This window comes from Streptomyces tirandamycinicus (assembly GCF_003097515.1).
Lineage (GTDB): Bacteria > Actinomycetota > Actinomycetes > Streptomycetales > Streptomycetaceae > Streptomyces > Streptomyces tirandamycinicus.
In genome coordinates this window covers 3,019,548-3,041,880 of the sequence record NZ_CP029188.1, presented here as the reverse complement: position 1 = coordinate 3,041,880, position 22,333 = coordinate 3,019,548, and the positions used below count along the sequence as shown (strand labels likewise).

The following is a 22,333-nucleotide window of genomic DNA, read 5'->3' as shown; positions in this document are numbered from 1 at the left end:
GCCACGGCACGACTTCTTCGAGGGGCACGTATGTCCGGACTGATCGACACCACGGAGATGTATCTCCGCACCATCCTCGAGCTGGAGGAAGAAGGCGTGGTCCCGATGCGCGCCCGCATCGCGGAGCGGCTCGACCAGAGCGGGCCCACGGTCAGCCAGACCGTCGCGCGGATGGAGCGCGACGGGCTCGTGAGGGTCGCGGGCGACCGTCACCTGGAGCTGACCGAGGAGGGCCGCCGCCTCGCCACCCGGGTGATGCGCAAGCACCGGCTCGCCGAGTGCCTGCTGGTCGACGTGATCGGCCTGGAGTGGGAGCAGGTCCACGCCGAGGCGTGCCGCTGGGAGCACGTGATGAGCGAGGCGGTGGAGCGGCGCGTGCTCGAGCTGCTGCGGCACCCGACCGAGTCGCCCTACGGCAACCCGATCCCGGGCCTGGAGGAGCTGGGCGAGAAGGCGGAGGCCGAGGCGTTCCTCGACGACGGCATGGTCAGCCTGGCCGATCTCGACGCCGGCACCGAGGGCAAGACGGTGGTCGTCCGCCGGATCGGGGAGCCGATCCAGACGGACGCCCAGCTGATGTACACCCTGCGGCGCGCCGGTGTGCAGCCCGGCTCGGTGGTGAGCGTGACCGAGTCGGCCGGCGGAGTGCTGGTGGGCAGCGGCGGTGAGGCCGCGGAGCTGGAGGCGGGCGTCGCCTCCCATGTCTTCGTGGCGAAGCGCTGAGTCGTCGCTCCATCCGTCTGCGGCGTGCGGGGGCGGGTGCGCTTGCCCTGGATGCCGGTCGCGCGACTGGCATCCAGGGGCGGAAGCCGACGCTCAGGCAAGAGGCAGCAGGTCGTGCTGGGGGAAGGGCATCTTCCCCCGTCGTGCCTGAGCCTCTTCCTGAGGGACGACGAGCTCCGATCGTCGCGGAGACCGGCTAGGCGAGGGCACCGACTCGGTCAGCGAACGCCCGTACGCCGGGGAGGGTACGGTCATGGCGCATCAGGTTGGCGGCCATGGTCTGGACCGAGCCGCGGCGGACCTCTTGTGGCGCCGCGTGCTCGGCGGCCAGTAGTGCCCGGTAGCAGCGGTCCGGTTTGCCCCATTGGTCGAAGGCGCGGGCGACGTCGATCCAGTAGCGGGCTTGGCGCTCGGTGGTGGGCAGGGCGGCGGCATCGATGCGGCGTGCGTGCTCGATGGCTTGGCCCGCGTCGCCGAGCAGGTGGCTGATCGAAACCTGGTGGAGGAGAACTTGGCTGGGGCCGAAGACGGTGCCGCGTAGCAGTGCGTCGTGGCCGAGTTGCCCAGCGGTGGCTTCGGCCTCGGCGATGAGGGCGTACGCGGTGTGCCGGTCGCCTTGCTTCGCCGCGGTGTAGGCGGCGGTGGCGTACAGGTTGCCCTGGACGGAGAGCCGTTCGGTGACGTCACTGGTGCGGTCGGCGGTCAGTTGCTGGGCGGCGGTGACGGCGACGTCGGTGGCGCGTGCGTGGTGTCCCTGCCGGCGCCAGGCGGAGGAGACCATGCGGTGGGCTTCGGCGACGGTGAGGGCGTCTGCGCCACCGAGCGCCGCGGTGAGGGCGCGGTCGGCGGTGACGACGGCCAAGCCGTCTTCGCCGAGCTTGATGCAGAGCCGGGTTGCGGTGGTGTAGAGCTCTGCGACAGCGGTCGCCGCCTGCTCCGAGTACCCGTGGGCGCCGAGGGCCTGGGTGAGGGCGATGCGGGCCGGGAGTGCGCGGGCGAGTGTGTCATAGCGGCAGGCGCTGAAGTCGGCTCGTGAGGCATTCACCGCTGCGGTGACGGCTGACGGCGTGGGGGCAGGGGTGAGGACCGGGACGTGCTGCCGGTGGAGTAGAAGGTCTTCCAGGCCGGACAGGCTCGGCCGTGCAGGGGCGTGGGCGGCGGCTGACGGTCCGAGGACCGCGCTCGTCGTGGCTCCGGCCAGCCCTGCCAGGAGCTTTCGGCGTTGCACCGCGTCGTCTCCCTCTTCGCCGAACAGGGTGTGCCCACCCACCCTAGTGGCGCCGGTCCGGTCCGAGGCGGGTCGCTGCCGCTGCGGTGCGAGGCCGAGCAAGTGCGGAGGGATATCGAGGCAGGCGGCCAGGTTCTGGAGCAGCATCACGTCGCGCATGGGCTGCTTGCCGCGTTCCATCCGGGAGAGTGAGGCGGCGGTATAGCCGACCTGCTCCCCCAGTTCGGCGAGCGTGACGTCGGCTGCGCGGCGGGCTAACCGGACGATCGCGCCGGCATCGCGGCGGGCGAGCGCGTCACGCATAGCCGCAGAACGCCAGAGCGGATGGGCGTTGTCCACGACTCACCTCCTGCCGGACTCATTGTCCTGCCAAACCACGTTGCAGCACGAGAAGTTGCAAGCCGTTTACGCCGTGTGCAAACCGTGTGCGTGCCGGGATGCCGCCCCTCCCGCAGCCGGTCAGGGTGCGGTGTCCTCGTGACCACGACGGCGCGCATCAGAGCGAGCCGCAGCGAAACCGTGAGGGGAGAGCGAGATGAAGGAGACCCGGGCTGCCGAGGGTGTGTGGGCACGGGCCACCCACGCGACGCCGCTGAAGCGGGACGCGACCTACGACCGCCGCGCCCGTCAGGCCGCCCTGGACATCGAGATCCACCACACCGACGGTCACACCATCACGTCGGTGCTCGTCCTGACCCCGGACCAGGTGGAGCTGTACGCGATCCAGTTCGAGCAGCTCATCGCCAAGCGTGAGCAGGCCCGGCGGGAGGGCCGGTGACACCGCACCGCTCACCACGACATGGAGGTTCCGTGCACGACACCCAGTTCAAGGAGCTCGCCGGCCGGACCGTGCTGGTCACCGGCGGGGCCGGGCTGATCGGCAGCCGTATCGCAGCCTTCCTGCGCCAGGCGGGAGCCCGGCCGCTCGTGCTGTGCACGCTGGATGCCTACCCCCAGGTCACATATCGCGATCTGTTCGGGATCGATCCCACCGACCCGGATGTCATCGTCGGCGACATCCAGAACCCGGACGTGGTCAGGGAGGCGGTGATCGAGTCCGACCACGTGATCCACGCCGCAGCGCTCGCTGATGTCGCCGCCTGTACCCGAAAGCCCATGGCGCCGATCCACACCAACATCACCGGCACTCAGGTGCTGCTCGACGCGGTGGCCGCCTGCGAGCGGACCCGCCGGCTCGTCTTCGTCTCCTCGGCCAGCGTCTACGGCAACGGCAACCCGAAGGACCGGGCACGCCCGTGCGAGGAGTACCGGACCGTGCGCAAGCTGCTGGAAGCCGTCTACGGGCGGGTCCCGCCGCAGTTCCACGAGCACACACCGCTGCGACCGATGTCGGTCTACGCCAACACCAAGGCGTGGGGCGAGACGCAGACCGCACTCACACTGGGTGCCGTGGGCACCTCGTACACGATCGTGCGGTACTTCTCCGTCTACGGAGAGCCACAGGTCATCAAGGAGAACAGCCACTCATGGGTCGTGGCCTGGTTCGCCACCCGCGCCGCCCTGGGTCTGCCCCTGCATCTCAACGGCGGCGGCCACCAGATCCGGGACCTGGTCCACGTCGACGACATCGCCGCCGCCACCGTCCGGGCCCTTGCCGCCCCGCGGGCCCACAACGAGACGATCAACATCGGCACCGGCACCCCCACCAGCATTCGCACCGTGGCCGAGCTGGTCGCCGCGCAGTACCCGGGCACACGCTTCGTGGAGACGCCGATGCCGCCCGGTGACCCGCTCGGAGGCTACGCGGCCACCCACCGCATGGAAGCGGTGCTCGGATGGCGGCCGACGATCACCGTCAAGGAAGGGGTGGCCCGATACGCGGGCTGGCTGGACAAGTGGCCCGGGGCGATCCCCGCGTGGCTGCGAGCCGAGTCCGGGGCCGCGACTGCCTGATCAGATGACCGGCGGGCGGCCCAGGCGGGTCATCCGCCACACCGTGGACCAGCGCATCGGCCGGCGGGGAGGGCACGGGGTGCGCAGGCCCTCGGCAAAGCCGGCGAACCAAGCCCTCAGCCCCGTCCCAGATCGGGTGCGGGCCATGGTCATCACCATCCAGACGCTCAGGTAGACGGGGATGAGGAGGGCGGGAAGGTGCCGCTTGGCCAGCCAGACCCGGTTGCGGGCGACCATCCGGTAGAAGACCGCGTGCCGGGTCGGCGATGTCCAGGGATGCTGCAGCACCAGCTCAGGCGCGTAGAGCACCTTCCAACCCGCGTCCAGAGCCCGCCAGGCCAGGTCGGTCTCCTCGTGCGCGTAGAAGAACGGCTCGGGCCAGTCGCCGATCTGGTCCAGCATCCGCATCGAGAGTCCGTGCCCGCCGCCGAGGAACGTCGTCACCAGCCCGCCGCGCATCGGTTCCGCCGCCCGCAGACGCGGGACGTGGCGGCGCTGGGTGCGGCCGTATTCGTCGGCGATGCGGAAACCGACCACGCCAAGCTGCTGGTCCGCCGCGTACAGCTCAGCGAGCCGGGTGAACACCTCCGGGCTGATCAGCAGGCCGTCATCGTCCAGGTCCACCACGACATCGACATCCCCGAATTCCCGAAGCCGGGCCAGCGCAGCGTTCCTGCCGCCGGCCACCCCCAGGTTCTCCGGCAGTTCGACACGGGTCACCCACTCCGGCAGAGGCGGCAGCGGCGAGCCGTTACCCACGACCACCACCCGCGTAGCAGGCGTGTTCTGCCCGGCGACCGACTCAAGGAGGGCAGCCAGCTCGGCGGGCCGCGTGCCCATTGTCAAGATCGCGACGCCTACGCGGGGGTGACGCACGGATGAGCACTCCGTTCCTCGGGTCCGGTGCCGGCGATGCTAGCCGCCCGGGGAACTGCCATTGACCACCCGACGGAAGGCCACCGATGCCCACCATCCGCCTCAGCGACTACCTCACCGCCCCTACCAGCGGAATGCTGGACGGCACCCCCTACGAGCACCTGGAGAAGAGTGAGCTGGCCGACTTCCTCGCGCTCTGGGAGGACAGGCACCGCCAGGCCCTCACCCGGCTCTCCCACCGCATTCACCCCACCGCGCAGATTCACCCCACCGCGATCATCGGGGACGACGTGATCATCGGCCCCCGAGTACGCGTGTGGGAGTTCTCCACCGTACGCGCCGGCTCCGTACTCTGCGACGATGTCACCGTCGGCTTCAACTGTGAGGTCACCCGCTCGTTCGTCGGCGAACGCGCCGTACTCGGCCACCGCATCGGCATCAACCGCACCCTCGTCGGTACCGACGCCCACCTGTCAGCCAACCTGACAGTCGCGGCCATCAGCATGTGGAGCCCCCACATGAGCAACCCTGAACGGGACATCGTCCTGCGTACTTCCGACGGCCTCTACCGCTGTGGCACGCCGCAGTTCGGCGCCCTGATCGGCGACCGGGTCCAAACCGGCAACAGCATCAGCCTCGGCCCCGGCGTTGCCCTCGGCCGCGATTGCCGGATCGCCACAGGCGTCACCCTCGCCGCACGCATCATCCCCGACCACAGTGTCATTACCGCCCCGCACACTTCTGAGGTCCATGTGCGAAGGCGACCTGCACATCGCGGGAGGACCACTGCCGGGGCATGACGCCACGGGTTTGCTGCTCCGCCGCAGTACAGGCTCCGGTACAGGCGCCGTCCCAGGCGGTTGTCCCAGATCAGGGGCCATTCACCAGCTGCGTGTCCGATACAGCCCGTCCTCAGCTCGGCGATCTCATGGGGCGCTGGCCGGAATCACACGGCAGCTCGCAGACCTCGCGGGCCATGACCTGGACCTGGTCGGGCGTCATTCTCCCGTACATGACGCCCGGCCTCAGCAGGTCCGTACAGTCGTCGAGCTGGGTGATGAGATGGCCGACTCGCGCTGGGCCATGCCGACGTCGTCCTCGTCGTCCTCGTCGACTTCCCCGGCCTTGCTGACGTGGTGGACTGCCGGGCGGTGCTCGCGGGCACGCCGTCCTGGGTCTGCCCTGGAACCCCTCGTCGCCCGCCGCAGTCTCCGCGCCCGACGAGGGGTTCCGTGCCGCGCTCGCGAGCCGCACCCTGCGCGGTGCGGGCGCGCCGCGTCGTACGCCGCATGACTCCTCCGTCCGCCGTGACGCCCCTTCCGGAGCGCGCCTTCCCGTGGGAACGGCAGCGCCCGGACGCCTCCGCGTGCCACGCTGTGGCTGAGGCATAGGACCGTTCCGGCCCGGGGGCCGGGCGGCCGCAGGGGAGGGAGCGGACCATGCGCCTGCCGAACGCGAAGGGCCCCGGCGCCCTTGGGCGCCGGGGCCTGTCCTCCCCCTTGTCGACCCGGAGCCCCGAGCTCTCAAGGTCGATCCCCTCGGACCGTTTTCCCCGAGCGGCCCGCCTCCCGCTGAAGATCTCCCCTCGGCGACGGTCGTCAATCCTTGAGGGTGGTCACTCGAACGAGGGGTGTTGCTCGCCGGAAGCCGGCTTTCGAATGGAAGTTCGATAGTCTGGCGGAGCTCGATCGCTTCGGAGAGCCCGGAGAACCACGAGGGCCAGAAGGGGGTGCCAGGACCATGGTGCGGCGCATCGACGTGACCGGCACGGCCGGAGTGCGGCTCGCCGCCTGGGAGTTCGCCGACCCGCCCAAGGGACGGGGTGAGACGGACCGCGCTCCGGGCGTGTTACTCCTCCACGGGCTGATGGGCCGGGCCGCGCACTGGGCCTCCACCGCCCGCTGGCTGGCCGAGCGGTACCGGGCGGTCGCCCTCGACCAGCGCGGGCACGGTCGCAGCGAGCGTCCCGCCGACGGCGCGTTCACCCGCGAGGCGTATGTCGCCGACGCGGCGGCCGCGGTGGAGCAGTTGGGGCTGGCGCCGGCCGTCCTCATCGGCCACTCCATGGGCGCTTTGACCGCCTGGCAGCTCGCCGCCGAGCGCCCCGACCTCGTCCGGGCCGTGGTCGTCTGCGACATGCGCGCCTCCGCGCTCGGGGCGGCCTCGCAGCGGGAGTGGGAGGCGTGGTTCCGCTCGTGGCCGGTGCCCTTCGCGACCCTCGCGGACGTGCGCAGGTGGTTCGGCGAGGACGACCCCCGGCTGGAGCGTCCCAGCCCTGCGCGGGGAGAGTTCTTCGCCGAGGTGATGGCCGAACGGGCGGACGGCTGGCGGCCGGTCTTCTCCCGTCGCCAGATGCTGAGGTCCCGGGCGACCTGGGTGCACGACGCGCACTGGGACTCGCTGGCCCGGGTCGGGTGCCCGACGCTCGTGGTCCGCGGACTCGACGGGGAGCTGGGCCGGGCCGAGGCGCAGGAGATGGTCCGCGTCCTGCCCCGCGGGCGGTACGCCGAGGTGGCGGACGCCGGGCATCTCGTCCACTACGACCAGCCCGACGCCTGGCGCGCCGTCCTCGAACCCTTCCTGGAGGGCGTTCTGGCGGAGTGACGGCTCCGGGCGTCCCGGACGTCGGGGCGTTCGGGCGTCCGGAGCCGGCGCCCGGCGGGGCGTGCCGGTGTTCCGCCCGCCGAACCTCACGCGCTCGCCCATGTGCTCGGCCTCAGGCGCTCGGCCCCGGCAGTGGCGTCGGCAGTGGCGCCGGGACCGGACGGCCGGGGAGGTGGCCATCCGGTCCATGGGGCTTCCGGTGCATGGGGCTTCCGGTCCATGGGGCTTTTGGCGCGGCACGGCCGCGGGTGCGGCGGACCGGGACCGCCGTCGTGTCGCCCCGGTCCGCCGCGGCTCGGCGTGCTCAGAAGGCGAAGACCGCGGACCCGTTCATGCTCTCCCGCATCTCGCAGGAGTTGCCGTACGTGGCAGACCAGTCGACGCGCTTGCCCTGCCAGACCCCGGCGGCGGTGATCGTGACCGGGTCCCACTGCCGGGTGCAGGGGCGGCCGGACGTGCCGTTCAGCATGGCGAACTCGCCGTCGACGGTGTTGAGTTCCCGGCAGGCGGCGCGGGGGGACGGGTGGGTGCCGCTGGGTGCCGGGGCGCAGTTCAGGGTCACCGCGCGCTCGACGGTCGCCGTCGCGGCGGCCTCGCCCCTGCCGACCGTCAGCACCAGGGCGGACGGGGCGTAGAGCCCCGTGTCACCGGCGGCATCGGCGTGCGCGGTGCCTGCGGCCAGGCCGCTGAGCACGAGCGCCGCAGCGGAGGCCGTCGCGCCGAGTGTGTGGACGATGTAACGCATGAGTGAACCCCTTTGACGGTGTGTGCGGTTGCGATCGGGAGTCTTGCTGATGCGCACAGTGATCGCACATCCATCACATGTTTCCGGCCGCATACGTTCAACGCATGCCTACCGAATGGCCGTTCGGGCAGCTCGGCGGGGGTGTGCGGGAAGCGCGACCGGCTGTCCGCTATATGGACAAGTGCCGGTGGTCCAACGCGGAACGATCGTCTGGCCTGCGGCGTTGCAAAAACGGTTCTGCGGTGGAATGCCGCTCCGGAGCGCCCTTCGGCCGGATTCCGGTGCCTGCCGAGAGCTCCCCTCCCGGTGCCCGCGCTCTCCCGCCGTACGCCTTCGTATACGGCGAAGAGCCGGCGGCCGGAGCGGTTCGGCCCCGTCACCGGCCCGTTGCCGCGAGGACGTGCTTCCTGCACGGGACCTCCACAAGCGGAGCCCGGGCCGCCGGGCTGCCCGGCCTCCCCGCGCACCTTCGGCGGGCCGGTCGCCGCCCACGGAGATCCGGCGACTCGCTGTTCCGGACCGCGGACCCCCGGCGCCGCGATGTCGCACCGCGGACCCCGCAAGACAGGCCCCCGCGCCGCGGTGCCGCACCACGGACCCCCGCCGCGGCCTCGGCGGGCATCTCGGCGACGGAGCCCTCGGGTGTCCGCACGGGACGTGGTCTGTACGGCAGGTGGGCCGGGCGTTGCGGCGCCTCGCCTGCCGTACGGATCAGGCCATGGTCAGCCCTTGCTGACGGCCGCCAGGATCTCCGGCAGCCGCGCGGCCGTCTGCGGGGCCGCCAGCCGCAGCCCGCCCCAGACCAGCAGGGCGCCGTACCCGGCACCCAGCGGCAGCAGGACCCATATCGCGGATTCGGCGCTCGCGGCGTTCAGCCAGATCGTCAGCGCGATCAGCGGGGAGCACAGCAGTGCCGAGGCGATCATCCCGCCGAAGATCGAGATCCATGCGAGGCCGCCCTGGCCCGGAGCCACGTTCTTGTACGCGCTGTCCTGCGGTATCGAGTACGGGAAGCGGGCCGACGCCACCGCGCCGGTCGCCATCATCGCGCCGAGCAGCCCGAGCGCGATCCCCAGCGCCTCCGGCAGCGCCCGCCAGTCGCCCAGCACGGCGGCCGTGGCGACCGTCACCAGCACCGTGTACGGCAGGGTGATCAGCAGCAGCGCCAGCGCGCGGGCCCGCAGCTCGGCGTACGCGTCGCGGGGCGACGCGATCGTCTGCGCGACCATCCAGAACGCGGACGTGTCCTGGCCGAACTGGTTGTACATCTGGATGCCGAGCATCCCCGACGCGAAGCAGGCGAGGTAGATCGAGCCGGTGCCCTGCAGGGCGTTGAACAGCGGCACGATCAGCCCGACCACGAGCGCCGACACCCACGCCGTCTTGGTCTTCGGATCACGCCAGACGTAGCGGAGGCTGCGCTGCATGACCGTGCCGGTGCGGCCGCCCGGCAGCAGCCGGTGCAGGCCCGCGGACCGGTCGCGGCGGGTCGGCTCCGAGGCCGCCGCGAGTGTCGAGCCGTCCGGGGCGGTCATCAGCCGGGTCAGGCTGCGCTGCCATCCGTACAGCAGTCCGGCCAGGGCGGCCGCGGACAGCGCGAGTTGGGCGGCGGCCGTCCCGTACGCCCCGGTGCTCGCCGAGTCGACGGCGCCGAGTGCCGACGCCGGCGGGATCCAGCGCACCACGGCCGCGGCCGGGTCCAGCGCCGTCAGACCGCCCGCCTGACCGAGGCGCTGCACCCCGAAGGCCACGAACTGCATCCCGACCGCGATCACCAGACCGCTCAGCACGGCCAGATCACGGCCCTTGCGGCTGGTCAGCAACCGGATGTTGGCGGCGGCGACGGCCCGCGCCAGCGCCACGCACACCAGCAGCGCCAGCGGCACCGCCACCACCGCTGCCGCCACTCCGCCGGCCCCCTGCGCCAGGGCCAGCGCGGCACCGGCCACCAGGCAGAGCGTGAACAGCGGGCCGATGCCCAGCAGCGACGCCACCAGCAGCGCCGACACCATCGGGCCCGGCCGCAGCGGCAGCATCACCAGCCGGGTCGGGTCCAGCGTCTCGTCACCGCTCGGGAAGAACAGCGGGAGGAACACCCAGCCCAGCGCCAGCACCGCGACCAGCAGCACCGCCAGGGAGGCGGCGTGGGCCGTGCCGCGCAGCAGGACGAAGCCGACGAGCTGGCCGGCGGCGACCAGCAGCGCCAGGACGGCCGAGGTGACGAACGCGGCCGTGCGGCCCGAGGACTGGCGCAGCCCGTTGGCCAGCAGTGACAGCTTGAGGCGTACGAAGACGGACGTGAGCGAGGGGCCCGGCCCGGGCGCCGCAGCCGTCACCGCGCACCGCCGCCGAGCCAGTCCAGCGCGTCGCCGGTGTCGCGTCCGTGCGCGCCGACGAGTTCCAGGAAGGCGTCCTGCAGTGATCCCGCCGCGCCGCGGACCTCGGAGAGCGGGCCGTGTGCCCTGATCCGGCCCGCGGCCATCACGGCGACCCAGTCGCACAGCGACTCCACCAGCTCCATCACATGGCTGGAGAACACGACGGTCGCCCCGGACGCGGTGTACCGCTCCAGGACCCCGCGGATGGTCTGTGCGGACACCGGGTCGACGCCCTCGAACGGCTCGTCCAGGAAGAGCACCTGCGGATTGTGCAGCAGTGCGGCCGCCAGGCCGATCTTCTTGCGCATGCCGGTGGAGTAGTCGACGACCAGTTTGTGCCGGGCTCCGGCGAGATCGAGCACGTCCAGCAGCTGGGCGGCCCGCTTGTCGACCTCCTGGCCCGGAAGGCCGCGCAACCGGCCGGTGTAGGCGAGGAGTTCGCCGCCGGACAGCCGCTCGAAGAGCCGCAGGCCCTCGGGCAGGACGCCGATCCTGGCCTTCACCTCCACCGGGTCCTTCCACACGTCGTGGCCGGCGACCTCGATGCGGCCCTGGTCGGGGCGGAGCAGCCCGGTGATCATCGACAGCGTCGTGGTCTTGCCGGCGCCGTTGGGCCCGACCAGGCCGATGAACCTGCCCGTGGGCAGGGTGAGATCGACCCCGGCGACCGCGACCTGTTCGCCGAAGCGCTTCCAGAGCCCCTCGACACGCACGGCGGGGGGCGGTCCCGCCTCCGGCCCGCCGTCCACCCCGTCCGCGGTCTGCTCCGAAACCCCGCCCGCCGTACGGTCCGTAGCCCCGTCGACCGTCTGCTCCGAAACCCCGCCCGCCGTACGGTCCGTAGCCCCGTCGACCGTCGGGTCCGCAGCCCCGTCCGCGGTACGGTCCGCAACCCCGTCGACCGTCCGGTCCGATGCCTGGCCCGATGCCTGGTCCGGCATGTCGTGCCGCCTTCCGTTGTCCCCGTGGTACGGGAACAACCCTACGATCGGCGGCCCCGCCCGTCCGCGGCTTCCCGTCCGCATGCGTAGGCCAGCGCGCTGAGCAGTTCCTCGGCGTCCGGCAGCCAGCGGTTCGTGAGCGTCGGCTTGCGCACCCACTGCACGGCCCCCCGGCCGCCCACACGGGTGGGCGGCGCCGCGACGTACTGCCCGTCCCCTCGCGCCGCCAGGTCGAGCGAGCCGGGCATCCAGCCGAGCCTGCGTACCAGGTCCGGCAGTTTCCCGGCCGCGCCCGGCAGGACGAGGAAGAGCATGCGCCGGTCCGGGGTGCACATCACGGGCCCGAGGGCCGTGTGCATCCGCTCCATCCGGGCCAGTGCGAGGAAGCCGGCGGACTCCGGGACCTCGAGGGCGTCGAAGGTCCGCCCGGTGGGCAGCAGGATCGAGGCCTTCGGCTCCTTGCCCCACAGCCGGCGTGCGGCGGCGGAGCTGCCGGTCGCCAGGCTCGACCAGTCCGGCCGGACGGCGTGCGCCCCCGGCGCATCGCACACGGGTGCGGCGCAGGAGCACCGCTCGCCGCCCGCGACAGGCTCCAGCCAGGTGCCGGGGAACACCTCCCAGTGGCGCTCCTCCACGTACCGGACCGCGCTGTCCAGCAGTTGTGTGCCGCGCTGTGCGGGGATCTGCGCCGCTTCGGTGAGGCCGATCGACCCTTCGATGGTGTCTTCCACGATAAACACAACTCCCCCCACCAGGACGGGTTACGGGCGCGCGGCACCGGGCGGCGGAGCATCGAACCCGCACGTGGGGCGCACGGGTGCACGGGCGGGGGCGCGCGTGCGGGCCGGGCCCGGCGGGCGGGTAGCCAGTTGCGGGTGAGCGGCATTCACCCGTAATCGTCCGAGCTCATCCGGGCTCATCGGCATTCTCCGGATGACGCCGGGAAGTGATCGGTGGCAGATCACCGTGGATCACGACCGGCGCGGTCCGGCACAGGGGGTTAGTGATGGCAGCGAGGCCACTCGTCGCCCGCCAGCCGAACGAACGGCTGCAGGCGCTGATCCAGGAAGCCGGATGCTCCAATGCCGGTCTGGCCCGCAGGGTCAACATGGTCGGGGCGGAACGCGGCCTCGATCTGCGCTACGACAAGACGTCGGTGGCGCGCTGGCTGCGCGGGCAGCAGCCGCGCGGCCGGGCGCCCGGCATCATCGCCGAGGCGCTGGGCCGCAAGCTCGGCCGCACGGTCACCATCGACGAGATCGGGATGGCCAACGGCAAGAACCTGGCGTCCGGGGTGGGGCTGCAGTTCGCCCCCACCGTGCTCGGGGCGATCGAGCAGGTCTGCGAGCTGTGGCGGAGCGACGTCGGCCGCCGCGACTTCCTGACCGGTTCGACCGTGGCCGCCTCGGCGCTCGTCGAGCCCAGCAGGGACTGGCTGATCACCGGAGCGGACGCCCAGGTGGCCCGCCAGGCCGGGGCCCGGGTGGGGCTGCCGGACGTCGAGGCGGTGCGGGCGATGACGAAGGCGCTCACCGGCCTCGACCACCGCTTCGGTGCCGGGCACGTACGGCCGGTCGTCGTCCACTACCTCAACAGCGTGGTGTCCGGGCTGCTCTCCGGCTCCTACCGGGAGCCGGTGGGGCGGCAGCTCTTCGCCGCGGTGGCGCGGCTCACCGAACTGGCCGGGTACATGGCCGTCGACACGGGCCAGCCGGGCCTCGCCCAGCGCTACTACATCCAGGCCCTGCGGCTGGCCCAGGCCGCGGGCGACCGGGCGTACGGGGGCTATGTGCTGGCCGCGTCGATGAGCCATCTCGCCGCGGAGCTCGGGAACCCGAGGGAGATCGCACAGCTCGCGCGGGCCGCGCAGGAAGGCGCCCGGGGCCAGGTCACCCCCCGTGCGGAGGCGATGTTCCACGCGGCGGAGGCCCGGGGGCACGCGCTGCTCGGGGACGTCCGCACCTGCCAGGAGTCGGCCGGCCGGGCCGTCGCCGCCCTGGACCGGGCGAACCCGGACTCGGGGGACGACCCGGACTGGATCGCCCACTTCGACCAGGCGTACCTCGCCGACGAACTGGCCCACTGCCACCGCGACCTCGGCCAGGCCGACCAGGCGGCCCGCCGGGCGTCCGAGTCCCTGGACGGCCATCCCGAGTCGCGCGCGCGGCGCCGCGGCATCGGCCTCGTCCTGCTGGCCACGGCCCGGCTCCAGCAGCGTGAGGTCGAGGAGGCCTGCCGTACGGGCACGCGGGCCATCGAACTCCTCGGCACCCTGCGTTCGAGCCGGGGCACGGAGTACCTGGAGGACCTGAACCAGCGGCTGGAGCCGTTCGCGGCGGAGCCGTCGGTACGCGAGTTCGGGGCGAGGCTCCAGCTGCAGGCGGCGTGAGCCCGGGGCCGTCCGGGCGGTCCCGTGATCCGAGACCGTCCGGGCGGTCCCGCCCGGACCGCCCCCCGGGTCGCGCGAACCGCCGGGCACCGGGGCACACCCGGAGGCTCCTGCCCCAACCCGGAGTCCACACGCCGGAGTTCCTGCGCCGGCCCGGAGTCCGCGCCCCGGAGTCCCCGCGCCGGCCCGCTCCGGGATCCGCGACCCGCCCCGGCGTCCCGGAAACGGCGCCGCGCGGGCCGATCGGCTTCCGCGGAGGGCTCTCAGGGCGATAACAGCGTCTCCACAAGCGTTCTTGTTACGGCTGCCACAGGCGTGTGCGGACGCCCTGAGTCACCCGGTAGCGTGAACCGACGATTCCGTAGGTTTACACGTAGGAGCCCCGGTGACGCACAGCGGACAGGGTGACGAGTCGCGGCCTCCGGCCTCGCGACCCGCGCACGAAGGCGTCGTGCTGCCCGCGGACGGCAGCGAGCCCTTCATACCCGGAGTCAGCGCACAGCGGGTCGCCCCGGCCGGCGGCACCCCCTGGGGTGCGCCCTGGGGCCCCGGTCAGGAAGCACAGCCGCTGCCGCAGGAGGAGCCGCCGGGAGCGGGTGCCCCGTACGCGCAGCCCGTGTCCGCCCGGACGCTGCCCCCGCAGGTGCCGCAGCACGCCCAAACGCCGTACGGGTACGGGCAGACGGCCGCGCAGGCCCCCGGGCCCGACGCCGACGCCACGCAGTTCATCGCGCCGGTCCCGCCGGGGTCCGGTGACGCGACGCAGTACAACGCACCGCCCCGTCTCGGCCATGGAGGTGCGGCGGGCCCGGCGGGACCCGACGCCGACGCGACGCAGTTCATCGCGCCGGTCCCGCCCGGGTCCGGTGACGCGACGCAGTACATCGCACCCGCCCGGCCGGGTCCGGGGGCGCTGCCGCCGGAGAGTCCGGCAGGGGCGGCGCCGTTTCCCGGGGCCGGACCGGCGGGCGCCGTTCCGGGCGTTCCGGCGGCGGACGGGGAGGCGACGCAGTACCTGCCTCCCGTGGCGGACCCGAACGCGTCGCGGCAGCAGACCCCGGCGCCGCCGCCCGGTGCCCCGTACGGCATCCGGCCCGGAGCGCCGGGAGACCGGCAGCCTCCGGCGGAGTTCGACAACCTCTTCCGCAGCGACGCGGGCGCGGGCGGCGGCGCGGAGGCGACGCAGCACCTGCCGCCCGTGCGGGAGCCGGGGTACGGGGCCCAGTCACCCCACGCGTCCCACGCGTCCCACGCCTCCCAGGGCCGCCGGGCGGCCCGCCGCTCCGCCGAGTCCCGCCCCAGCCCGCGGAACTCCTCGCGGGACTCCGCACGGAACTCCTCGCGGAACTCCGCACGGCTGCCGCTGATCGCCGCGGTCGTGGTCGGCTGCGCCGTGCTCGGGCTCGGTGCGAGCGCGCTGATGTTCGGCGGCGGCGACGACGATCCGCAGAGCGCCAACACCGGTGTCGCAGCGGCCACTTCCCCCGCGACCGGGGCCCCCGGGGAAGCCGCGGAGGACCCGGTGCGGGCGCAGGCGGTGGAGCTCGACAAGCTGCTCGCGGACAGCAACGACAGCCGTGCCGCGGTGATCCGCTCCGTCGAGTCGATCAAGACCTGCCAGAACCTGGACCAGGCGGCGGCCGACCTGCGTGGCGCGGCCGAGCAGCGCCGCGGGCTCGTGACCCGTCTGCAGGGCCTATCCGTCGACGAACTCCCCGACAACCAGGCGCTCACCGCGTCCCTGCGGAAGGCGTGGGAGGCGTCGGCCTCGGCGGACGACCACTACGCGGCCTGGGCGGGCCAGGTCGGGGAGAAGAAGGGCTGCAAGGGCGGCAAGGCGCGCAGCACGGGTCAGACTGCCCAGGGCAACGCCCAGAGCGGCGTGGCGACGAAGGCGAAGCGCGAGGCGGCGACGATCTGGAACCGGATCGCGGCGAAGCACGGCCTGACGGAGCGCAGCGCGGAGCAGCTCTGAGCCGTTCTCCGTCCCGGGGCGCACCGCATGGAGGTCCCGGTGGCCGGAGGGGCTAGGCGAACACCACGGTGCGGTGGCCGTTGAGGAGGATCCGGTGCTCCGCGTGCCACTTCACGGCGCGGGCCAGCGCCTGGCACTCCACGTCGCGGCCGACCGCGACCAGCTGCTCCGGCGTCACCTCGTGGCCGACGCGCTCCACTTCCTGTTCGATGATCGGGCCCTCGTCCAGTTCCGCCGTCACGTAGTGCGCCGTGGCGCCGATCAGTTTCACCCCGCGCGCGTGCGCCTGGTGGTACGGCTTCGCGCCCTTGAAGCTCGGCAGGAAGGAGTGGTGGATGTTGATGATCCGGCCGCTCAGCCGCTTGCAGAGGTCGTCGGAGAGGACCTGCATGTAGCGGGCCAGTACGACGAGTTCGACGTTCTCCTCGCGCACCAGCTCCAGCAGTTCCGCCTCCGCCTCCGCCTTGTTGTCCTTGGTGACGGGGATGTGCCGGAACGGGATGTCGTAGGAGGCGACGAGTTCCGCGAAGTCGGTGTGGTTGGAGACCACGGCCGCGATGTCGACCGGCAGGGCCCCGATCCGCGACCGGAACAGCAGGTCGTTCAGGCAGTGGCCGAACTTGCTGACCATCAGCACGATGCGCATGCGCTCGTCGGCGCGGTGGATCTGCCAGTCCATGGAGAACGAGTCGCCGACCGCGGTGAAGCTGGCCCGCAGCTTGTCCACGGTCACCGGCTCCTCGGCGGAGAAGTGCACCCGCATGAAGAACAGGCCGGTGTCCCGGTCCCCGAACTGCTGGCTGTCCTCGATGTTGCAGCCGGTGATGAAGAGGTAGCTGGACACGGCGTGCACGATGCCCTGCTTGTCCGGGCAGGAGAGCGTGAGGACGTACTGGTCGGTCATCCTCGTAGGGTGCCACACCCCGGGGCGGGCGGCGGAGACGCGTCCGTCAGGCGGACCGCCGGGCTCCGCCGGGCTCCGCCGGGGAGCCGGCGGCGATCCGCGCACGTCGGGCGGACCGCCGTGCCCGCGCCGTCCGGCGGGCGGGGTGTGGTGGGCGCGGGAGGGACGGGCGGTGACCGCGTCCGTCAGGCCGCACGGGTCATGATCCGCAGCACTTCCAGGGTGCGCGGCGGGGCGTCGGGGTCCTCCCCGTCGTTCGTCGCCAGCCGTACGTGGGCGTCCCGGGCGGCCCGTACGGCCTCCGGCCAGCCGTGGTGCTCCAGGTACGCCGAGACCGGAGCGTCCGCGCCGACCTGGTGCATGATCCGCAGCACCCGCAGCACGGCCACGTCGACCAGCGCGGCCTCTGCGGAGTCCCGGAAGATCGTCCCCACGTACTTCTCGGCGGACCAGTTGTCCAGCCAGGTGTCCTCGACGAGGCGGTACACGGCGTCGGTGACGTCGCCGTACCCCTCGCGGCCGGCCAGCCAGGTCTCCTGGTGGAAGACGGGGTCGGAGAACATGTGCAGCGCCGAGCGCACATGGGCACGCCAGCGCCACCAGGGCATGTCGTTGAGCGGCATGTCGCCCATGGTGGTGGAGCGACGGCCGCGGCGGGAAGAGTCCATCGACGTTCACCTCCTGAGCTCGGTTCCCGGCGAGCTCGCGACACGGTCGGTTTCGAAGCTCGCGCGGTCCCGATCGTACGTTCTCCGCAATCCGCCGATCCCGGCCCCCCGCAATTCACCTTGACGTCACCCTGTGTTGAACCTCCACCACTCCGGCGTTACCCATGGGGCGGAATTGTGCAGGGACATGACCGGTAGGCGACGCTTCTCCTTCCCCCGCCCCTTCAGGACCGCGACCGCCCTCGCCCTGTGCACCGCGGTCGCCGGCGCGTCACTCGCCGGGTGCGGGGTGCTCCCCGGCGGCTCCACGGGGGTCAGGGAGCCGGTGACCGTGATGACCTTCGCCCCCGAGGGGACCCGGGCCACGAACATGCCCGGAATGCCCGCCATGGCCCAGGCATACGCCAAGTACGTCAACGCGAAGGGCGGTGTCGACGGCCACGAGCTGCGCGTGCTGACCTGCAACGAGCACAACACGACGTCGGGCGCGGCGGCATGCGCGCGGCGCGCGGTCGCCGAGGGCGCCGTCGCGGTCGTCGGCTCCTACAGCCAGAACGGCCGGGCCTTCATGGCGCCCCTGGAGGGTGCGGGCATTCCGTACATCGGCGGTTACGGGGTGTCCGAGGAGGAGTTCACGAGCTATCTCTCCTACCCCGTCAACGGAGGCCAGGCGGCGCTCCTCGCCGGGAACGGCCGGCAGCTGGCGGACAGCTGCCGGAGGGTGTCGCTGGTGCGGCCCGACACGATCGCCGGCGACAACCTGCCGGTGCTGCTGAACACCGGGCTGTCGCAAGGGGACGGGCGGCCCTCCACCGACGTCAAGGCGGCGGAGGACGCCACCGAGTACCTCGAGGAGGCCGCGCGGGCCCGGGACGAGGCCGGCGACGAGAAGGGCTGCGTGACGGCCGTGCTGGGCGAGCGCACAGCGAACTTCTTCGACTCCTTCCGCAGGCTTCCGGAGGAGGACGGCGAGGGCGTCCGCATCTCCTCCGTCCTCAGTTCCGTCGGCCAGCCGCTGATCGACCGCACGGGCGGCGCGGGCGGGCCCTTCGAGGGCGCGTACATGACCGGCTGGTATCCGGACGCGGGGGACTCGCGCTGGGGCGTGATGCGGCAGGTGATCAAGGACCATGCGTTCGGCGACGACCGGATCGACCCCGCGGACGCCGGGGTTCAGACGACCTGGATCGCGTACACGGTGCTCAAGAAGGTGATCGAGGCGCTCGACCGCGCCACCATCACCCCGGGTGCGGTCTCCCACGCCCTGGACACCGGCGTCAGCGTGGACACCGGCGGTCTGACGCCCGCACTGCGCTGGCGCTTCGAGGACATGCTGGGTGTCCCGGGCTTCCCCCGGATCGTGAACCCCCATGTGACCTTCCAGGTCGTCCGGAACGGCCGCCTGGTCGCCGCGCGGCCCGGGTTCGTCGACGTGGCCCGGACGATGTCGCAGGTGCCCATCGTCTGACGGGCCTCATGCCGTCTGACGGGCCTCATGGATCTGATCGGCCTGATCTGCCTGATCTGCCTGACGGGCGCCACCGGTCGGATCGGCTTGATCGGATTGGTCGGCCTGACCGGACTGATCGGCCTGACGGGCCCTGCGGGTCCGGCGGGTCCGGTCGGCCGCCCCGGCGACGACGGGCGTCGAGGGGCGGCGTACGAAGCGGGCCCCGGGGGCCGCGGGCGCGAGGGGGGCGCCTTCCGCGGTCTCCGGGGCCCGTGTGGCCGGATGGCTCGTCGGCCGGGCGGCCTGTCGGGTGGTCGGCCTGCCGGCCGGACGGGTCGGGCTGCCGGTCGGACGGCCTGTTCGCTTGTCGGCCTGTCGGCCTGTCCGCCCGTCGGCCGGGGATCAGGAGCCGTCGGGCTCCGAGGTCACGTAGTAGGCGGCGAACGCCTCGAGGATCCGGTCCTCGCCGATCCGGTCGTCCCCGTCCGAGTCCAGCGCGGCCGCCACCGCGGTGCAGCGGTCGGCTTCGACGCCGAGGACCCGGAGCACCCGCTCGGCCCCGGCCCGGGTGACCCCGGCTCCGTCCTCGTCCGCGATGGCGACGACCGCGTGCAGGAAGGGCCGGGCGATCTCCGCGAAGCGGCGGGGGTTGTCACGCAGGCGCTTCACCGCGCCCGTGACGAACTCCTGGCGCGAGACCCGCTGGTCGCCGTCTACGTCGGCGATGCCCGCCATGCCCTGCCAGAACGCCTCCGCGCCCGAGTACAGGGCCTGCCCCTTGTCGGAGCGTGCGGTCGTGCCGAACTCGGCGAGGAGCGCCGCGGCCGCCTTGCTGAAGTCCGCGCGATCGATGTAGCCGTTGCCGTCCTGGTCGAACTCGGCGAACCGGTGGGCGATCTTGCGCTCGTATTCTGCGCTGTCCATGCGGGGAGAGTACGTCGTCGGAGCGGTCCGCGCGTCCCGTTACGCGGACAGCGGTCGCGTCTCGCCGTCGGTGGCGGTCGCCACGTCCTCGTACACCTCGAACAGCCGGCGCACCCCCAGGGCGGCGAGCACCCGGTTCACGTGCGAGCCCTCGACCGCTCCGCGGGCGGGCAGGATCAGTTTCAGCCGCCCGCGGCAGGAGTGCAGCAGGCGGCGTGCGGCGATCAGCACACCCACGCCGCTGGAGTCGCAGAAGACCACTCCGGAGAGGTCCAGCACGAGATCGCGGCGTCCGACGGCCACCGCGTCGTGCACGTGCCGCCGGATCTCGGGGGAGCTCACCAGGTCCAGTTCGCCCCGAATGTGCAGTATGGTCCATGGGGTCTGCTCGGTTTGCTCCACCTCGAGTGTCAGGCGCGTCTCTTTCGTCACACCGGTCCCCATCCGGAAGTAGTCGTTCCCTTCCGGCGCTGCTGCCCTGTCGCACCACGGCGAAACCCCTTACCACGCGCGGTCTTCGCCGGGGCGCACTTGCCATAAAGGGACGTGCGTTTCAGGCGCGTCGCATTACATTCGAGTGGACGACAGGACGAGCAGAGGGCGACGAGGACCGAACAGAGGCTTGGGGGCCGCCGGATGGGCAAGGACGCACCACCCCGCTGGGACCGCAGGATGCAGCAGCGGCTGGCGCGGGGCGAGGCCGCGGCTCTGGGCGAGCTGTACGACCGGTTCGCCTCGCTCGTCCACAGCCAGGCCCACCGGGTGCTCGACGACGACGCCGCAGCCGACCAGGTGACCCGCGAGGTGTTCGGATACGTGTGGGAGAACCCGGACGCGTACGACCCCAAGCAGGGCTCCATGCGCTCCTGGGTGGCGCGTCTCACACACACAGCCAGGCCGTCCACCGGCTGCGGGAGCAGGAGCGCGCGGCCGCCGCCGAGACCGGAGGCGGCGCCGAGGACCTGGAGCAGAGGGTGCGCCGGGCCACGGTGGCCGCCCGCGCGGACTACATCGTGACGTCGATGCCGGCCCCGCTGCGGGCCGCACTGGAGCTGGCGTACTTCCAGCGCAGGGACTACCGGCAGACCGCGGCCGACCTCGGGGTGACCGAGGACGAGGCCCGCCGCAGGCTGCGGCTCGGGCTGCAGCTGCTGGCGACGGCCGGCACCCGCGCCCCGGACGGTTCGTCGCCACCCGGACCGGGACCCCGCCGGTGAGCGGCCCACTGGACGGCGGCCGCGGCCCCGGCGGTCCCGAGGACCTGCCGGGCGCCGCCCCGCGCATACCGGGGCCGCGTGCGGCGGGGGACGACCTCTCGCCGCCGGACGTGCTGCCCGCTCCGCCGCCGGAGCCGCCGCCGCACGGGGTGCTCAAGTCGCTGCTCGGCGCGTGGGCGCTGGCGGCGTGCTCGGCCGAGGAGACCGCGGCCGTGGAGGAGCACCTCACCGGCTGCGCGCCCTGCGCCGACGAGGCGCTCCGGCTGCGGGACGCCGTGGGGCTGCTGCACACCGACCGCGATCTCGACCTGGATCCGCTGCTGCGCTCCCGGGTGCTGGAGAACTGCCTCGGCCGGCGGCCCGCCCGGATCCCGGTGCCGGCCTGGGCCGGTGCGTACGACGCGGAGACCGCTCGTCTCGACGCGCTGCTGCGGGACATCGGCGACGCGGAGTGGCACGCGCCGGTGCGGCTGAAGTGGTTCGACGGCGAGCAGAAGGTCAGCCGCAGGACGACGGTCGCCGGAGTGATCGGCCATCTGATGTCCACGGACGGTCTGGTGGCCTCGGCCCTGGGGCTGGGCGACCCGGCCGGTCCCGACGCGCCCGCCTCCCCGGCCGAGCGCACCGAGCGGCTCTGGGGCTCGGGCGAGCGCCCGGTGACGCGCTCGGTGCGGGTGCCGTGGCGGGACCAGAGCCATGCGCTGGTGCGGACGGTGTCGTTCGCCGGGCACGGGGTGGAGCGGCTGTGCGTGCCGTACGGGGACTTCGCGCTGCCGCTGCAGGACGCCATGCTGGACCGCGCCTTCGAATGCTGGGTGCACGCGGACGACATCGCCGCCGCGGTGGACTATCCGTACGAGCCCCCGGCCGGCGCGCATCTGCACCGCATGATCGATCTGGCGGTCCGGCTGCTGCCCGCGGCGCTCGCCACCCGGCGCCGGGCCGGGCTCGCGTCCCCGGCCCGCGGTCTGGTGGCGGCGGGTTCGCCCGGCCGCTCGCTGCATCTGGAGGTGGAGGGCGCGGGCGGCGGCCACTGGTATGTCTCGCTGGACTCGCCCGCCGCGGTGGGCGACCCGGACCACGCGGTGGCCCAGATCGCCCTCGACGCCGTGGAGTTCTGCCAGCTGGTCGCGGGCCATGTGCCACCGGCGGACGCCGCGGCCGGTCAGGAGGGGGACCGCGAGGCCGTCCGGGACGTCCTGTTCGCGGCGGCCTCGCTGTCCCGGCTCTGACGGGGGAGCGGGCCGGGCACCGAGGGCGGTGACGGCCCGGGGCCGCGGTGCATGGCTGAGGTGCATGGCTGCGGTCCGGGGCTGCGGTGCCGGGCTGTGAACGGGGGCTGCGGTGCCGGGCTGCGGTCCGGGCGCCGCGCCGCCGCGGCGCGTATCGCCGCGGCG

General features: G+C 72.9%; 19 protein-coding genes and 1 pseudogene. 10 read left to right on the top strand and 10 right to left on the bottom strand.

Translation table 11 applies throughout. The features are described from left to right. The first annotated feature begins 30 nt into the window (after positions 1 to 30). Entirely contained in the window at positions 31 to 723 is a 693-nt protein-coding gene (locus DDW44_RS13400) for an iron-dependent transcriptional repressor DtxR (protein ID WP_017946095.1), read from the top strand. A gap of 196 nt (positions 724 to 919) precedes the next feature. Here the strand turns inward: DDW44_RS13400 and DDW44_RS13395 are convergent, their stop codons facing one another. Further along, positions 920 to 2,290 carry a helix-turn-helix domain-containing protein gene (locus DDW44_RS13395; RefSeq protein ID WP_108906584.1) on the bottom strand — a complete coding sequence of 457 codons (1,371 nt, stop codon included), beginning with the start codon at positions 2,288 to 2,290 and terminating at the stop codon, positions 920 to 922. A 196-nt stretch (positions 2,291 to 2,486) separates the two neighbouring features. Between DDW44_RS13395 and DDW44_RS13390 the strand changes: the two genes are divergently transcribed. Both DDW44_RS13390 and DDW44_RS13385 read left to right on the top strand, forming a co-directional pair. Further along, complete coding sequence (locus DDW44_RS13390; protein ID WP_108906583.1) at positions 2,487 to 2,729, top strand: hypothetical protein; 243 nt, start codon at positions 2,487 to 2,489, stop codon at positions 2,727 to 2,729. 32 nt (positions 2,730 to 2,761) lie between these two features. Beyond that, positions 2,762 to 3,865, top strand: a complete 1,104-nt coding sequence (locus DDW44_RS13385; protein WP_108906582.1) for an NAD-dependent epimerase/dehydratase family protein — start codon at positions 2,762 to 2,764, stop codon at positions 3,863 to 3,865. Here DDW44_RS13385 and DDW44_RS13380 read toward each other — a convergent pair whose 3' ends face one another. Next, positions 3,866 to 4,741, bottom strand: a complete 876-nt coding sequence (locus DDW44_RS13380; protein ID WP_108906581.1) for a glycosyltransferase family 2 protein — start codon at positions 4,739 to 4,741, stop codon at positions 3,866 to 3,868. A gap of 86 nt (positions 4,742 to 4,827) precedes the next feature. Between DDW44_RS13380 and DDW44_RS13375 the strand changes: the two genes are divergently transcribed. After that, the gene (locus tag DDW44_RS13375) at positions 4,828 to 5,541 is read left to right on the top strand and encodes an LbetaH domain-containing protein (RefSeq protein ID WP_108906580.1); all 714 of its coding nucleotides are present in this window, start codon (positions 4,828 to 4,830) and stop codon (positions 5,539 to 5,541) included. Positions 5,542 to 6,481: 940 nt separating this feature from the next. Continuing rightward, positions 6,482 to 7,345 carry an alpha/beta fold hydrolase gene (locus tag DDW44_RS13370; RefSeq protein WP_108906579.1) on the top strand — a complete coding sequence of 288 codons (864 nt, stop codon included), beginning with the start codon at positions 6,482 to 6,484 and terminating at the stop codon, positions 7,343 to 7,345. A gap of 304 nt (positions 7,346 to 7,649) precedes the next feature. Here DDW44_RS13370 and DDW44_RS13365 read toward each other — a convergent pair whose 3' ends face one another. The 4 genes from DDW44_RS13365 to DDW44_RS13350 form a co-directional block, all read right to left on the bottom strand. After that, entirely contained in the window at positions 7,650 to 8,090 is a 441-nt protein-coding gene (locus tag DDW44_RS13365) for a subtilase-type protease inhibitor (RefSeq protein WP_027732055.1), read from the bottom strand. Positions 8,091 to 8,812: 722 nt separating this feature from the next. Further along, positions 8,813 to 10,426 (bottom strand): transporter, encoded by a 1,614-nt coding sequence (locus tag DDW44_RS13360; RefSeq protein ID WP_108906578.1) that lies wholly within the window; start codon positions 10,424 to 10,426, stop codon positions 8,813 to 8,815. Continuing rightward, positions 10,423 to 11,409, bottom strand: a complete 987-nt coding sequence (locus tag DDW44_RS13355) for an ABC transporter ATP-binding protein (RefSeq protein ID WP_244224024.1) — start codon at positions 11,407 to 11,409, stop codon at positions 10,423 to 10,425. The genes DDW44_RS13360 and DDW44_RS13355 overlap by 4 nt, the downstream gene beginning before the upstream one ends. A 41-nt stretch (positions 11,410 to 11,450) precedes the next feature. Next, a complete protein-coding gene (locus tag DDW44_RS13350; protein WP_108906576.1) occupies positions 11,451 to 12,140 on the bottom strand; it encodes a bifunctional DNA primase/polymerase in 690 nt (229 codons plus the stop codon). Positions 12,141 to 12,415: 275 nt separating this feature from the next. Between DDW44_RS13350 and DDW44_RS13345 the strand changes: the two genes are divergently transcribed. Then, complete coding sequence (locus DDW44_RS13345; RefSeq protein WP_108906575.1) at positions 12,416 to 13,798, top strand: NsdA family TPR-like regulatory protein; 1,383 nt, start codon at positions 12,416 to 12,418, stop codon at positions 13,796 to 13,798. Between the two features lie 385 nt (positions 13,799 to 14,183). After that, positions 14,184 to 15,773 (top strand): hypothetical protein, encoded by a 1,590-nt coding sequence (locus tag DDW44_RS13340; protein ID WP_240800601.1) that lies wholly within the window; start codon positions 14,184 to 14,186, stop codon positions 15,771 to 15,773. 52 nt (positions 15,774 to 15,825) lie between these two features. Here the strand turns inward: DDW44_RS13340 and purU are convergent, their stop codons facing one another. Together purU and DDW44_RS13330 are read right to left on the bottom strand one after the other, a co-directional pair. Beyond that, a complete protein-coding gene (gene purU, locus DDW44_RS13335) occupies positions 15,826 to 16,677 on the bottom strand; it encodes a formyltetrahydrofolate deformylase (protein WP_018889606.1) in 852 nt (283 codons plus the stop codon). A 185-nt stretch (positions 16,678 to 16,862) separates the two neighbouring features. After that, entirely contained in the window at positions 16,863 to 17,309 is a 447-nt protein-coding gene (locus tag DDW44_RS13330) for an SCO4402 family protein (protein ID WP_026281633.1), read from the bottom strand. A gap of 223 nt (positions 17,310 to 17,532) precedes the next feature. On the opposite strand from DDW44_RS13330, the gene DDW44_RS13325 reads away from it, so the two are divergent. After that, positions 17,533 to 18,813 (top strand): ABC transporter substrate-binding protein, encoded by a 1,281-nt coding sequence (locus DDW44_RS13325; protein WP_108906573.1) that lies wholly within the window; start codon positions 17,533 to 17,535, stop codon positions 18,811 to 18,813. A gap of 384 nt (positions 18,814 to 19,197) precedes the next feature. Here the strand turns inward: DDW44_RS13325 and DDW44_RS13320 are convergent, their stop codons facing one another. Together DDW44_RS13320 and DDW44_RS13315 are read right to left on the bottom strand one after the other, a co-directional pair. Next, positions 19,198 to 19,719 carry an EF-hand domain-containing protein gene (locus DDW44_RS13320; RefSeq protein ID WP_108906572.1) on the bottom strand — a complete coding sequence of 174 codons (522 nt, stop codon included), beginning with the start codon at positions 19,717 to 19,719 and terminating at the stop codon, positions 19,198 to 19,200. A 39-nt stretch (positions 19,720 to 19,758) separates the two neighbouring features. Continuing rightward, the gene (locus tag DDW44_RS13315) at positions 19,759 to 20,133 is read right to left on the bottom strand and encodes an STAS domain-containing protein (RefSeq protein WP_026164996.1); all 375 of its coding nucleotides are present in this window, start codon (positions 20,131 to 20,133) and stop codon (positions 19,759 to 19,761) included. Between the two features lie 222 nt (positions 20,134 to 20,355). On the opposite strand from DDW44_RS13315, the pseudogene DDW44_RS13310 reads away from it, so the two are divergent. Both DDW44_RS13310 and DDW44_RS13305 read left to right on the top strand, forming a co-directional pair. Beyond that, a pseudogene (locus DDW44_RS13310) lies at positions 20,356 to 20,936 on the top strand (sigma-70 family RNA polymerase sigma factor). Further along, positions 20,933 to 22,168 carry a maleylpyruvate isomerase N-terminal domain-containing protein gene (locus DDW44_RS13305; RefSeq protein ID WP_017946109.1) on the top strand — a complete coding sequence of 412 codons (1,236 nt, stop codon included), beginning with the start codon at positions 20,933 to 20,935 and terminating at the stop codon, positions 22,166 to 22,168. The pseudogene DDW44_RS13310 and the gene DDW44_RS13305 overlap by 4 nt, the downstream one beginning before the upstream one ends. Positions 22,169 to 22,333: the final 165 nt, after the last annotated feature.

Coding starts and splice junctions, on each gene's coding strand:
- DDW44_RS13400 (WP_017946095.1), top strand. CDS start 31: ATGTCCGGACTGATCGACACCACGGAGATGTATCTCCGCACCATCCTC.
- DDW44_RS13390 (WP_108906583.1), top strand. CDS start 2,487: ATGAAGGAGACCCGGGCTGCCGAGGGTGTGTGGGCACGGGCCACCCAC.
- DDW44_RS13365 (WP_027732055.1), bottom strand. CDS start 8,090: ATGCGTTACATCGTCCACACACTCGGCGCGACGGCCTCCGCTGCGGCG.
- DDW44_RS13345 (WP_108906575.1), top strand. CDS start 12,416: ATGGCAGCGAGGCCACTCGTCGCCCGCCAGCCGAACGAACGGCTGCAG.
- purU (WP_018889606.1), bottom strand. CDS start 16,677: ATGACCGACCAGTACGTCCTCACGCTCTCCTGCCCGGACAAGCAGGGC.
- DDW44_RS13325 (WP_108906573.1), top strand. CDS start 17,533: ATGACCGGTAGGCGACGCTTCTCCTTCCCCCGCCCCTTCAGGACCGCG.
- DDW44_RS13355 (WP_244224024.1), bottom strand. CDS start 11,409: ATGCCGGACCAGGCATCGGGCCAGGCATCGGACCGGACGGTCGACGGG.
- DDW44_RS13320 (WP_108906572.1), bottom strand. CDS start 19,719: ATGGACAGCGCAGAATACGAGCGCAAGATCGCCCACCGGTTCGCCGAG.
- DDW44_RS13375 (WP_108906580.1), top strand. CDS start 4,828: ATGCCCACCATCCGCCTCAGCGACTACCTCACCGCCCCTACCAGCGGA.
- DDW44_RS13330 (WP_026281633.1), bottom strand. CDS start 17,309: ATGGGCGACATGCCGCTCAACGACATGCCCTGGTGGCGCTGGCGTGCC.
- DDW44_RS13370 (WP_108906579.1), top strand. CDS start 6,482: ATGGTGCGGCGCATCGACGTGACCGGCACGGCCGGAGTGCGGCTCGCC.